The 11,348-nt window shown below is 64.5% G+C and carries 12 protein-coding genes and 3 pseudogenes; 3 read left to right on the top strand and 12 right to left on the bottom strand.

The genetic code is table 11. The annotated features are described in order from the left end of the window. Positions 1–144: 144 nt before the first annotated feature. Positions 145–189 (bottom strand): annotated as a pseudogene (locus tag OU994_RS31790) (hypothetical protein); the annotation flags it as partial. On the opposite strand from OU994_RS31790, the pseudogene OU994_RS31785 reads away from it, so the two are divergent. Further along, positions 183–293, top strand: a pseudogene (locus OU994_RS31785) (hypothetical protein); the annotation flags it as partial. The pseudogenes OU994_RS31790 and OU994_RS31785 sit on opposite strands and share 7 nt — an antisense overlap. 297 nt (positions 294–590) lie before the next feature. Here OU994_RS31785 and flgL read toward each other — a convergent pair. From flgL to flgB, 11 genes and pseudogenes are all read right to left on the bottom strand, one after another. After that, positions 591–1,109 (bottom strand): annotated as a pseudogene (gene flgL / locus OU994_RS31780) (flagellar hook-associated protein FlgL); the annotation flags it as partial. A gap of 11 nt (positions 1,110–1,120) precedes the next feature. Then, positions 1,121–2,491, bottom strand: a complete 1,371-nt coding sequence (gene flgK / locus OU994_RS21385; RefSeq protein ID WP_281607559.1) for a flagellar hook-associated protein FlgK — start codon at positions 2,489–2,491, stop codon at positions 1,121–1,123. Positions 2,492–2,582: 91 nt separating this feature from the next. After that, positions 2,583–3,044 (bottom strand): rod-binding protein, encoded by a 462-nt coding sequence (locus OU994_RS21380; protein ID WP_281607558.1) that lies wholly within the window; start codon positions 3,042–3,044, stop codon positions 2,583–2,585. Continuing rightward, positions 3,044–4,150, bottom strand: coding sequence for a flagellar basal body P-ring protein FlgI (locus tag OU994_RS21375; protein ID WP_281607557.1), 1,107 nt, complete (start codon positions 4,148–4,150; stop codon positions 3,044–3,046). The genes OU994_RS21380 and OU994_RS21375 overlap by 1 nt, the downstream gene beginning before the upstream one ends. 8 nt (positions 4,151–4,158) lie before the next feature. Next, complete coding sequence (gene flgH, locus OU994_RS21370; protein ID WP_131145185.1) at positions 4,159–4,827, bottom strand: flagellar basal body L-ring protein FlgH; 669 nt, start codon at positions 4,825–4,827, stop codon at positions 4,159–4,161. Between the two features lie 30 nt (positions 4,828–4,857). After that, complete coding sequence (gene flgG, locus OU994_RS21365) at positions 4,858–5,649, bottom strand: flagellar basal-body rod protein FlgG (RefSeq protein WP_174800394.1); 792 nt, start codon at positions 5,647–5,649, stop codon at positions 4,858–4,860. A gap of 332 nt (positions 5,650–5,981) precedes the next feature. After that, positions 5,982–6,713 (bottom strand): flagellar basal body rod protein FlgF, encoded by a 732-nt coding sequence (locus OU994_RS21360; RefSeq protein WP_281607556.1) that lies wholly within the window; start codon positions 6,711–6,713, stop codon positions 5,982–5,984. Positions 6,714–6,725: 12 nt separating this feature from the next. Continuing rightward, entirely contained in the window at positions 6,726–7,928 is a 1,203-nt protein-coding gene (locus OU994_RS21355; RefSeq protein ID WP_281607555.1) for a flagellar hook protein FlgE, read from the bottom strand. A gap of 12 nt (positions 7,929–7,940) precedes the next feature. Continuing rightward, positions 7,941–8,663, bottom strand: a complete 723-nt coding sequence (locus tag OU994_RS21350) for a flagellar hook capping FlgD N-terminal domain-containing protein (protein ID WP_281607554.1) — start codon at positions 8,661–8,663, stop codon at positions 7,941–7,943. 2 nt (positions 8,664–8,665) lie between these two features. After that, positions 8,666–9,082 (bottom strand): flagellar basal body rod protein FlgC, encoded by a 417-nt coding sequence (gene flgC, locus OU994_RS21345; RefSeq protein ID WP_131145189.1) that lies wholly within the window; start codon positions 9,080–9,082, stop codon positions 8,666–8,668. 98 nt (positions 9,083–9,180) lie between these two features. After that, positions 9,181–9,543, bottom strand: a complete 363-nt coding sequence (flgB, locus tag OU994_RS21340) for a flagellar basal body rod protein FlgB (protein WP_281607553.1) — start codon at positions 9,541–9,543, stop codon at positions 9,181–9,183. A 123-nt stretch (positions 9,544–9,666) separates the two neighbouring features. Here flgB and flgA point away from each other — a divergent pair, with 123 nt between their 5' ends. Continuing rightward, a complete protein-coding gene (gene flgA, locus OU994_RS21335; RefSeq protein WP_281607552.1) occupies positions 9,667–10,377 on the top strand; it encodes a flagellar basal body P-ring formation chaperone FlgA in 711 nt (236 codons plus the stop codon). A 164-nt stretch (positions 10,378–10,541) separates the two neighbouring features. Then, positions 10,542–11,183: a PEP-CTERM sorting domain-containing protein gene (locus OU994_RS21330; RefSeq protein WP_281607551.1), complete on the top strand. Its 642-nt coding sequence runs from the start codon at positions 10,542–10,544 to the stop codon at positions 11,181–11,183. The last annotated feature ends 165 nt before the right edge of the window (positions 11,184–11,348 follow it).

Genomic DNA, 11,348 nt, shown 5'->3' with positions numbered 1-11,348 from the left:
GGATGGATCGACCGGACTGCATCGATCGGGTTCGATCAACCGGTACTGACTGAAAAACGTGAAGCTTGAAGAACATTACTGCTTAAGAATATTTGCCGAGCATTATTTGCTAAACATCATTTGCCGAGCATCATTTACCAGACGTCACTTACTTAAAGAACATTGACTTAAAGAACACTGACTTAAAGAACACTGACTTAAAGAACACTGACTTAAAGAACATTGAACAGCGACAGATTGCTGATCTTCGAATAAGACTGGTAAGTGGCTTGCAGAGCCATATTGTAGCCTGACAGTTCGCTGGCGGCGACACCGTAATCGAGCTGTCCCAGTTCCGTCATCGCGGACTTGTTCGACAGGCTCACGTTGGCGTGGTTGCTGTCGAGCGTGGCCAGCACGTTCTGCGCGCCGCCCAGCCTGGCGACCTTGCCGGCCAGGTCGTCCTGGGTCGACTGCACCATCGTCATCGTCTCGGAGATCAAGCCCTTCAGCGGTTCGGCCGACGAGTCGGTGGTGGTGTTGCGCAACGCGCCGATCGCTTCGGTGAGCTTGTTCAGCAGCGCATCCACGCCGCCGGCATTGACATTGACGGTCTGCGTGATGCCGTTGCCGACCACGACTTTCTGTTCGCCGGCATTGCCGGCATAGCTGTAGCTGGCGCCGTCGAACGCGATGGGCGGGGTGTCGGTCATGGTACCGGAAAACAGGTACTTGCCTTCCTGGTCGCGGGTATTGGCCGTGTACAGCACGCTGTCGCGTATCGCGACGAGGCTGTCCACCATCGACTTCAGATCGTCCGGCGTGTTGCCGCCATCGGCCGCCCACACCAGCAGGTCGTTCGCCTTGGTCAGGTCGCCGACCATGCCGGACAGGTAGCTCTCGTTCTTCGACAAGCGGATCTTGACCGCGCCGATATTCTCGCGGTACTGGTCGATGATGGCTTCTTCGCGCGTCAGGCGCGAGATCCGCACATGGCTGATCGGGTCGTCCGACGGCAGCATGACAGCCTTGCCGGACGCCATCTGCTGGGTCAGGCGCGACGCCATCGTCTGGTTCAGCTCGAGGGAGCGGGCGAGGGTGGCCTGGTACTGGGTGGTTGCGATACGCATGGTGGAATCCTTTAGCCGAACATCGCCAGCGTGGCGTCGAACAGCGAGTTCGCCACGGCGATGACCTTCATGTTGGCCTGGTACATGTTCTGGAACTCGACGAGGTTCATGGCTTCCTCGTCGCGGTTGACGCCGGACGTCGCCGCCCAGTCATCCTCCGACTGCTGGCGGATCGTCGTCGCGGTGTTGAGCAGCGACTTGTTCTGCTGGCTGTCGATGGCCAGCTTGCCCACCAGCTGGGTATCGGCGTCGCCCAGGATCACGGTGCCGACGGAGCCCAGCGTGATGGTCTGGTTCTTGATGTCCACCAGCATCTGCAGGTTGGCCGAATCGCCCGGCGTGCCGTCCGCGGACAGGGCCAGGTCGTCGGCGCTGTAGCCGGCCGAGACGGACAGGATGCCGCCCCCGCCGCCGCCATTGATGGCGAACATCGGCTTGCCCGGATTGCCGGCGCTGTCCGTGCCGGCGCCCAGCTGGTCGTTGATCCTGGTGGCCAGTTGCGAGGCCATCGACACGATCGAATCCTGCAGCGGCTGCAGCACATTCTTCTCGAAGGTGCCCAGGCCGCCGATCTGGCCGCCGACCGCGGTGTCGTCCACCCCGTACACGGAGCGCGCGAAGGTCACCTGCATCTGCGGCGTGCCGCCGCTGGTGTCGATGCCCAGCGAAGCGGCCTGGTTGCCCACCACCAGCGGCTGGCCCGATTTCAGCGAGACCGCGCGGCTGCCGTCCGGCTGTTCCAGCACTTCGAGGGCGGCCAGCTGCGACAGGCTGTCGATGGCCATGTCGCGCTCGTCGATCAGCGAGGAAACGTTGGTGCCGGTGGCGCTCGCGGCGACGATGCGCGTATTGAGCGCGGCGATGTTCTGCGTCAGCGTATTGAACTTCGGCACGATCGCGTCGCGCTGCTGCTGCACCGACAATTGCTGGTTGCGGGTGACCTGGTAGATGCTGTTGAAGCTTTCCGCCAGCGCGCCGGCCTGCGCCACCACCTGGCCGCGCAGCGGTGCCGACGTGGGTTCCTCGCCGACCGCGTTGAGCGCCTTGAAGAAGTTGTCGACGCCATACGACAGGCTCGACTTGTCGTCGCCCATCACCTGTTCCAGCTGTGTCAGGTAAGGCTGCGTGGTCGCATAGCGGCCCTGCTCGGCGTTGGCGCGCCACATCTGCTGCGTCTTGTAGGCATCCGAGATGCGCAGCAGCGAGCTGACTTCCACGCCATTGCCGGCCTGCCTGGTGCCGCTGCCCGGGGCGATGGCGGCCAGCAGCACGCCCTGGCGCGTGTAGCCCGGGGTCTGCAGGTTGGCCACGTTCTGGCTGGCCGCGTTCAGCGCGGCTTGCGCGGCGATGGCGCCCGACAATGCGTTATTGATGATGGTCATGACTGATCCGTTGAAGTGGGCCCGCCAGGACAGGGCCTGGCGGACTGCGACTTTCTCTTAACTAGTCAAGGCGACTGCGCGCCCCGGGAGATTAAGTCTTTGTGGAAATTTTTTGTGCGGCCGGCTGCGCCGCCGGTTCGATCGCCGTGGCCGGCATCGGTGCCGCGGGCGCGGCCGGCGCCTTGGGGAGCAGCTGGCGCAGGATCGCGTCGGCGATGCCGAAGGCCCGCTGGTTCGCCATCTGGTCGGCCACCATGTTGTCGGCCATGTCCAGCATGTCGCTGTTGATCGAATCCTTGTAGATGCTGTCGTCGCCGGCCAGCTCCTTGGTGGAGCTGCGCATCTGTTTCAGCATGTGGCCGATGAAGAAGCTTTCGAACTTCACCGCCGCTTCGCTGGCCTTTTTCTTGTACGCGGCCGCCGCCGGATCGGTCTCGGCGGGCGCCACGGCCTGCGGCAGCACCGAACTGGCTTCGTTCAGGCCGAGCGCGCCGCCGGCCGGGCCGGCCGCGGCGTTCATGGCGGAGTTCCCTGTCACGAGGCGCGAATCCATCAGATCACCACCAGTTCGCCTTCGATGGCGCCGGCCTGGTCGAGTGCCTGCAGGATCGCCATGATGTCGTCCGGCGTGGCGCCCAGGCTGTTCACCGTGTCGACGATGGTCTGCAGCTTGGCGCCCGGCGGCCACTGGAACATCGGGCGGCCGCCCTGGTCCACCGACACGTTCGATTGCGGCGTGACGGCGGTTTGACCTCCGGACAGCGGGCCCGGCTGGCTGACCTTCGAGCTTTCCGAGATCACCACCTTCAGCGAGCCGTGCGTGACTGCGGCCGCCTTCACGCGCAAGCCCTCGGCGATGACGACGGTGCCGGTGCGCGAGTTGAACACCACGCGCGGATTTTCCTGTCCGGCCTCGATCGCCAGCGCTTCCAGCTTGGCCATGAAGGCGACGCGCTGGGTCGGGTTTTCCGGTGCCACCACGGACACGCTGGTGGCATCCTCGGTGGTGGCGATGCCGCCGAATTTCCGGTTGATCGATTCGACGATGTTGGTGGCCGTCTCGAAGCTTGGGCGCTTGAGCGACAGGCGCACCGAGCCGGCGGTCGAGAAATCGGTGGGGATTTCCCGTTCGATCATCGCGCCGTTGGGAATGCGGCCCGCGGTCGGGGTGTTGACGGTCACCGACGAGCCGCTCTTGCCGGCCGCCGACAGCCCGCCGACCACCACGTTGCCCTGCGCCAGCGCATAGACTTCGTTGTCGGCCGCGCGGAGCGGCGTCAGCAGCAGGGCGCCGCCGCGCAGCGATTTCGCATCGCCCAGCGACGACACGGTGATGTCGATTGCCTGGCCGCGGCGGTAGCCGGGCGGGAACACCGCCGACACCATCACGGCGGCCACGTTCTTGCTCTTGGCATCGGCGCCATCGGGCATCTTCACGCCGAACTGCTTGAGCATGTTGACCACCGACTGGCTGGCGAACTTCACCTGGGTGGAGTCGCCGCTGCCGTTCAGGCCCACCACCAGGCCGTAGCCGACCAGCGGGTTGTCACGCACGCCCTCGATCGAGACCAGGTTGCGCAGCGCCTGGGCGGCCTGCGCGGGTACGGCGGCCAGCGCGAGCGCGCCCACGGCCATCAGCGAAGCAAGGAATTTTTTCATCGGTGTCCTCAGAACGGCATCAGGGGGCCGAGGAAGAAGCGCTGCAGCCAGCCCGGCTGGTTGGTGTCGGCCAGCGTGCCCTGCGCCGAGTAGGCGATGCGCGCGTTGGCGATGCGCTGCGACGACACCTGGTTGTTGGCGTCGATGTCGGCGGCGCGCAGGTAGCCGCGCAGGCGCAGGAATTCCTCGCCCTGGTTCAGCGTGACACCCTTTTCACCGGCCACTTTCAGCAAGCCGTTCGGCATCACTTCCTGCACGATCACGGTGATCGCGCCGGTCAGCGCATTTTGCTGGGTGGCGGTGGCGTCGCCCTGGAACGAGTGGCCCGCCGACAGGTCGATGCCCGCCTTCGGGAACGTCTTGCCGAGCAGTGCGGGCGGCGTGACGGAAATGCCGGAATCCTTGCCCAGCTTGGTACCGGCGCTCTTCGAGGCTTGCGTGGTTTCCTGCAGGATCACGGTGACCACGTCGCCGACGCGGAAGGCGCGGCTGTCCGAGGTCAGCGACAGCCCGGCATCGGCGGAGAACACGCCGCCCGACGTGCCGCGCGGCGCGGCGGACCGGACCACCTGCGGCGGTTCGTCGAACGGGCCGGGACGCACGGCGGGAGGGGCGAGAGTGGAAGCGCAACCGGCCAGCAGCATCGCGGCCATTGCGCACAGTGGCGCTTTGATCATCAAACGGTACTTTCGTGTCGGTGAAAGAAATCAGCGGGCGGCTTGCGCCAGGTACTGCAGCATGTTGTCGGCGGCCGACAGCACCTTCGTGTTCATTTCATAGGTACGCTGCGCGGCGATCATGTCGACCATTTCCTCGACCACCTGCACGTTCGACGCTTCCAGCGCGCCTTGCTTGATCTTGCCGAACTGGGCATCGCCCGGACGGCCTTCCGTCGCCGCGCCGGACGAGGCGGTTTCCGAGAACAGGTTTTCACCCAGCGCCTGCAGGCCGGCCGGATTGATGAAGGTGGTCAGCGTCAGCTGGCCCAGTTCGGTCGGTTGGGTATTGCCGGGGATCGTCGCGGTGACGGTGCCGTTCTCGCCGATCGTGATCGACGTGGCGTTGTTCGGCACGGTGATCTGCGGCACCAGGGGCAGGCCCTGTGCGTTGATCAGCACGCCGTTGGCGTCCAGGCCCAGCTGGCCGGCGCGGGTGAACGCCGCTTCGCCGTTCGGGCGGCGCACCTGCAGGAAGCCATTGCCCATCACGGCCACGTCGTACTGGTTGCTGGTGATCTGGGTGCTGCCGGTGGTGAACACCTTCTGGGTGCCGACGATGTTGGTACCGTTACCCAGCTGCACGCCGGTCGGCGCCAGCGTGTTGTTGTCGGCACGCTGCGCGCCCGGCTGGCCTTCGACCGAGTAGAACAGGTCTTCGAAGACCACGCGGTCCTTCTTGAAGCCGACGGTGTTGGCGTTGGCCAGGTTGTTGGCGATGGCCTGCAGCTTGGCGTCCTGCGCTTGCACGCCGGTCTTGCTGATCCACATTGCTGGATTCATACGATGCTCCTGAGTGTGTTCTGTGTGCCGGGAAACTTTACCCGGTTACGACAATCCGTACGGCAACTTTAGTGCTGCGTGGAAAAACCTGTCGCACGGCAGGCGACGGTGTTGTATGGGGACGTCAAAGCGGTGACAGCCAACAATGCCGTTTGGTTAGCACACGTCGAAGCGCATGCATTCACCCCAACGGCGAAGGGCAGGGGTCAGACCCGCCGGGTCTGACCCCGGAGTTTGCACTTGGGGTGGCTTGGCCAAGCAGCACTAGCGACAGATACTGTTTTTCTTGCGTTACCTAGGGCTGCGATGCAACGTCGGCAAGTGATGAAAAATCAGTTGCCGCTGACCAGGCGGTTGCCGGCCTGGGTCATGTCGTCCGCGGCCTTGAACAGTTTCATCTGCACTTCGAACGTCCGGTTCAGGCTCATCGTCGCCACCATCTCTTCGACGGCGGACACGTTCGAGCCTTCCAGGTGGCCCGAGCGCACGGTGACGGTGTTGTCCGTCATCAGCGGCTGGCCATCGCGGGACACGATCAGGCCCGCTTCGTTCTTGGTCAGCTCGCTGCCTTCGGCGCGCACCAGCTTCAGCTTGTCGATGACCTGCATCTCGCCGCGGCCGCCCGGGCTCTGGATCGACACGGTGCCGTCCTGGCCGATCTCGACCTTGCTGTGGATCGGCAGCGTGATCGGGCCGCCTTCGCCCAGGATCGGCATGCCGTTCACGGTCATGGTGCCATCCTGGTCCAGCGTGATCGCGCCGGCGCGGGTGTAGGCTTCGCCGGTCGGACCTTCGACGGCGAAGTAGCCGGGGCCGGAAAGGGCCACGTCCATCTCGCGGCCGGTGGGGCGCAGCGTGCCCTGCTTGGTCGAGATCGCATTGGCCTGCATGGTGGCCATGTGGCGGTCGTCGTAGCCATAGCCGGACGCCTTCTGGGCGGTGGCCAGTTCCAGGTTGGCCCGGAAGCCACCCGTGTCCATGTTCGCGAGGTTGTTGGCGTGTACCTGCTGGCCCCGCAGGGCCCGCTCGGCACCGCTCATCGCGGTATAGATCAGCGCATCCATGTCAGCTCAGCCTTACATTGCCTGCATCAGGGACTGCAGCATCTGGTTCTCGGTGGTGATCACCTTCGAGTTGGCCTGGTAGTTACGCTGCGAACCCATCAGGCCGACCAGTTCGGACGTGATGTCCACGTTCGAGCCTTCCAGCGTGGCGGTCGACAGGCTGCCGGCCACGCTCTTGCCCGGGTTGTCCAGGCTGACGGTGCCGACGTCGGCGCCGTTCGCGGTCCAGCTGGTGTCGCTCACCGGGATCAGCGCATCTTCGTTCGAGAAGGTGGCCAGCTTGATCTGGCCGACGGCCTGCTGTTCGCCGTTCGAGTACTTGGCGACCACCTTGCCGTCCGATGCCAGTTCCACGCCGACATACTGGCCGGTCGTGTAGCCATCGGCGATGTTGACCGAGGTGGTCGCTTCGCCCGCCTGGAACGTGGTGCCCACGTAGTCCAGGGTGATGTTCATCTCGGCGGCCGGCGCCGGGTCGTAGGTCATCGCCAGCGTGGTCGGATCGTTGGTCAGCTTGCCGTCCTGGTCGAAGGTGAGGGTGATGCCGGTGCCGGCCGAAGGCTCCTGGCCGTCGATCAGCGTGTACACGGCAACGCTGTTGGTGGCGTCGTCGGTACGGGCGAAGTACTGGCTCACCGTGTGGCTCTTGCCCTGGCTGTCATAGGCCAGCGTGACCTTGGTCATGTTGTAGCTGGCGGGATCCGGGGCTGCCGGGTCGAAGGCGATGGCCGGCTTCTTCCAGTCGGCCGACAGGTTGGCGGCGAAGTCGATCTCGGTGGTCGGCTTGGCCTTCAGCGTCTGCGTCGGCACCTTGATATCGCCCGGCACACCGTCCGATTCCACGCCCGGCGTCAGCTGGTTGCCCTGCACGCGGCGGCCGGCGCTGTCGACTAGGAAGTCGGAACCGTCCTTGGTGAAGATGCCGACGCGGCTGTACACGGTCTCGCCGGAGCCGGTCTTGCTGACGAAGAAGCCGCGGCCATTGATCGAGGCGTCCAGCGAACGGCCGGTGGACAGCACGCCGCCGGACAGGCCGATGTTCTGCGTGGTCGAACCCACCTGCACGCCGGTCGGCTGGCTGCCCGCGTACATCGAGGAGAAGTTGGCGCGCTGCGCCTTGTAGCCGTAAGTGCTGGCGTTGGCGATGTTGTTGGAAATGCTGTTCAGCTGCTCGTTGACGGCCTGGATGCCGGACAGTGCGATATTGAAGCTCATGGCGGGTCCTTGTTACAGAGAGGTGGTGGTGGCGCCGGCAGCGGCGACAGCGGTGGAGTTGGATTTACCGTTGAAGGCGGTAATTGCGCTCGGTGCCACTTCGCCGACGTTGGCGATGTTGAGCACAATGCTGCCGTTCGAGCCGAGGCGCACACTGTTCAGGCGGCCGGCGATATCGAGCGCCGGGGTTTCGCCCGAGGAAGTGACGACCTGCATCTTGTAATTCCCCGGCGGCAAGCCCATCGCCGTCGGGTCGATCGACACCGGCGAGGTGCCCGCGGTCAGCGGGCCCAGGGCCAGTTCGTGGGGGACGCCGTCGGCGCCGGTCAGCACCAGGGTCGTCTTGCTGCTGTTCGAGCCCAGCGTGACCGCGCCGCCGACCTTGGCGCCGTCCAGCTGCACGCTGGTGGCGCTGGCCATCACTTCGGAGCCCACCTGGGCGCCCAGGCCCAGCACCTGCATGCTTTGCAGCACGCTGGCGTTGTTGCTGGTCAGCGAGGCCAGGCTCTGCAGCGCTTCGGTCTGCGACAGCTGGGTCAGCTGTTGGACGAACTGCGCCGGGTCCGACGGGGCCAGCGGATCCTGGTTCTGGATCTGCGCCACCAGCAGCTTGGTGAACATTTCCTGGGTTTCGCTGGTCTTGCCAGCCGCGCTGGCGCCATTGGTAACCGGCGGGGTGCCCGCGCCGGTGGCCGCTGCCGCGCCGGCGGAATTGGTAAAGAGATTGGTTTCCATGATCAGCTTTCGCCCAGTTTCAGGAGGGATTGCTGCATGCCGCGCAGGCGGCCCAGCACTTCGACGTTCGTTTCAAAGGCGCGCGAGGCGGACATCATGTCCGTCATTTCGGCGACCTGGTTGACGTTGGGGTAGAACACGATGCCGTCGGCATTGGCCATCGGATTGTCGGGTTCATACACCTTGCGCAGCGGCTCGGCGCTTTCGACCACGTCGAGCACCTGCACGCGCCCGCCGCTGTCGGCGTTCGGGCCTTCGTTCATGACAGCGGCAAACACGGGCTTGCGGGCCCGGTACGTGTCGTTTTCATTGCCGGACACCGAATCGGCATTGGCCAGGTTCGATGCCACCGTATTCAGGCGCACCGTTTGCGCCGCCATGGCGGAACCGGCGATCTGGGAAATATCCTTGAAACTCATTAGTTCTCCTGCTGGGCTGACAGGGCGGTTATCGACGCGCCCCGGGCTTTCTGAATGACAAACTCGCCATGATGTGCGGAAATATTTTCCCGCCCGGCTTACTGTCCGTTGATCGCCTTGGCCAAGCCGCGCAGCTTCATGTTGACGAAGGTGAGGCTGGTCTGGAAGTCGGTGGCATTCTGCGAGAACGCTGCCTGTTCGACGCCGATCTCGACGGTGTTGCCGTCGGTGCTGGGGTGGAACGGCACGCGGTACAGCGGATCGCTGTCACCCATCAGCGCCAGACCGCCCGCGTCCTGCGAGCGCAGCTGCGCCATCGATGCGGCGAAGTCGATATCCTGGGCCTGGAAGCCCGGCGTATTTTCGTTGGCGATGTTCGAGGCCAGGACGCGGGTCCGTTCCGCCCGCAGGTGAAGCGCATCGGCGTGGATCCCGGTGGCTTCCTTGAAGTTGATTCCCATTATTTCTCCCTGTGAGACGAGCCGCCCTACATGGCGTGACAGCCCATGTAAAATGGCCGCCGGCTGGCATGAAACATTGCCGGCCGTTTTGATCCAAATCAGGCCCTGCAGAAGGTGTTGCCCATGTTCAACAAACGAATTGTACTCCGGTTTTTCCCTCTGTTGCTCATCGGCACCATCAAGTTTTCAGTGGCAGCACCGGTCACGAGCGAGCAACTTGTCGTCCAGGTGCAACAAGTCGCGCAGGAACAGTTGAAAAGACATGCCAGCCTGGCAAATTGGGTGGACGCCCAGTTCACTGTCGAGGTAGTGCGCAATACCCGGCCGATCGGCGCCTGCGCGCAGCCGCCCAGAGTGGAGCCGGCCGATGTGCGGACCCCGGCGCGCATGCGCTTTGTGGCAATCTGTCCAGACCAGGGTGGCTGGCGTTATGAATTCGTCACCCGGGCGAAGATTTCGGCGAAAGTGGCCGTTGCGGCAACGGACTTGCCAACAGGGAAAACCCTGTCGCCAGAGGATGTGTTGCTCGAGCGCCACGATATCAGCGGCATGCCCGACAGTTTCTCCGATCTGACGATGGTGCAGGACCTGGCCACGCGCCGCACCATCCGCGCCGGCGACGTGCTGCGGCAAAACATGCTGGTCGCGCCCACGCTGGTCAAGCGCGGCGACGCGGTGCGCATCGTGGCGAAACGCGAAGGCATCGAGGTCAGCATGGCCGGCGAGGCACTGGACGGCGGCGGGCGCGGCACCTCGATTCGTGTCAAGAATGCCAGCGGCGTCACGATCCGCGCCCGGGTGACGGACATCGGCCAGGTCGAGCCCGCCGAGTGACTGCGAAGTACAGCTTTAGTTCCTCTTGAAAACCAGTCACTTGGGCCGGCATCAAGTGCCGCGCCGGTTGCGGTCGACCCTGCCGCATGGCCTGCTAAGTTGAATGCGTATGCCGTAGCGATCGCAGCCGCGGTTCCGGCATGCACACCAACGGGGACCATGCCATGAACGACCTGATGAAAACGCTGCGACAGCGATGCCTTGCCGCCGCAGCCATCGCTGCCTTTGCACTGAATGCCCACGCCGCCATCGGCAGCGCGAGCGCCGCCGACGTCACGCTCGACGGCGCTCCCGCCGACGCGTTCGCTTACGAGGAAGGCTGGAACCCCCATGCCGGTCCGATGGGCGACACCAGCGGTTTCGGCTCCGCCTTCAACGGTTTCGGGATGGGCGATTTCACCTTGCTCGCCAAATACGAGGACTCCGGTTTTCCGGATACGAGCCCGCTGACGTTCACCTTCGCCCAGGCGCCCGGCGGGACCAGCGGCACCTGGTCCGTCACCAATACCGGCAGCGACATCATCACGCTCGACCTGGTGTTCGCGATCCATGCCGGCAACCAGGGCGGTGCCTGGCTGTTCGACGACCAGGTCATCAACCCGGGCGCCACCGAAACGCTGCCCGGCACGTGGCAGATCATGTGGACGGTTGGAAATAACGGCGCACATCCCGAGTTCTCGAACCTGACCCTGTTCGAGCGCGACAGGGTGACGACGCCCGTGCCGGAACCCGGCACGTACGCGATGCTGCTGGCGGGCCTGATGGTGACGGGCGTTGCGCTGCGCCGGAAGAGCCAACGGCACTGACCTGAGCGGCTGACGGCGTAGCGCTCCGCCGGGCTACGCCGTCACCGACATGGCCAGCACGGTTGGCTTCTCCGAGCTGCGATGGCACGGGTGATGGGAAGACCAATAGTAAAAATGGTGAGAAGATTTCAATATGGCATGCACTGTGCCTGAGCTTCCATGGAA

Source organism: Pseudoduganella sp. SL102, from assembly GCF_027856995.1.
Taxonomy (GTDB): Bacteria; Pseudomonadota; Gammaproteobacteria; order Burkholderiales; family Burkholderiaceae_D; genus Rugamonas; species Rugamonas albidiflava.
This window is presented reverse-complemented; position numbering and strand designations above follow the sequence as displayed.

What these genes read in the sequence shown, in the direction of transcription:
- flgK (WP_281607559.1), bottom strand. Translation starts at nt 2,491, where the DNA reads ATGACCATCATCAATAACGCATTGTCGGGCGCCATCGCCGCGCAAGCC.
- OU994_RS21380 (WP_281607558.1), bottom strand. Translation starts at nt 3,044, where the DNA reads ATGGATTCGCGCCTCGTGACAGGGAACTCCGCCATGAACGCCGCGGCC.
- OU994_RS21375 (WP_281607557.1), bottom strand. Translation starts at nt 4,150, where the DNA reads ATGAAAAAATTCCTTGCTTCGCTGATGGCCGTGGGCGCGCTCGCGCTG.
- flgH (WP_131145185.1), bottom strand. Translation starts at nt 4,827, where the DNA reads ATGATCAAAGCGCCACTGTGCGCAATGGCCGCGATGCTGCTGGCCGGT.
- flgG (WP_174800394.1), bottom strand. Translation starts at nt 5,649, where the DNA reads ATGAATCCAGCAATGTGGATCAGCAAGACCGGCGTGCAAGCGCAGGAC.
- OU994_RS21360 (WP_281607556.1), bottom strand. Translation starts at nt 6,713, where the DNA reads ATGGATGCGCTGATCTATACCGCGATGAGCGGTGCCGAGCGGGCCCTG.
- OU994_RS21355 (WP_281607555.1), bottom strand. Translation starts at nt 7,928, where the DNA reads ATGAGCTTCAATATCGCACTGTCCGGCATCCAGGCCGTCAACGAGCAG.
- OU994_RS21350 (WP_281607554.1), bottom strand. Translation starts at nt 8,663, where the DNA reads ATGGAAACCAATCTCTTTACCAATTCCGCCGGCGCGGCAGCGGCCACC.
- flgC (WP_131145189.1), bottom strand. Translation starts at nt 9,082, where the DNA reads ATGAGTTTCAAGGATATTTCCCAGATCGCCGGTTCCGCCATGGCGGCG.
- flgB (WP_281607553.1), bottom strand. Translation starts at nt 9,543, where the DNA reads ATGGGAATCAACTTCAAGGAAGCCACCGGGATCCACGCCGATGCGCTT.
- flgA (WP_281607552.1), top strand. Translation starts at nt 9,667, where the DNA reads ATGTTCAACAAACGAATTGTACTCCGGTTTTTCCCTCTGTTGCTCATC.
- OU994_RS21330 (WP_281607551.1), top strand. Translation starts at nt 10,542, where the DNA reads ATGAACGACCTGATGAAAACGCTGCGACAGCGATGCCTTGCCGCCGCA.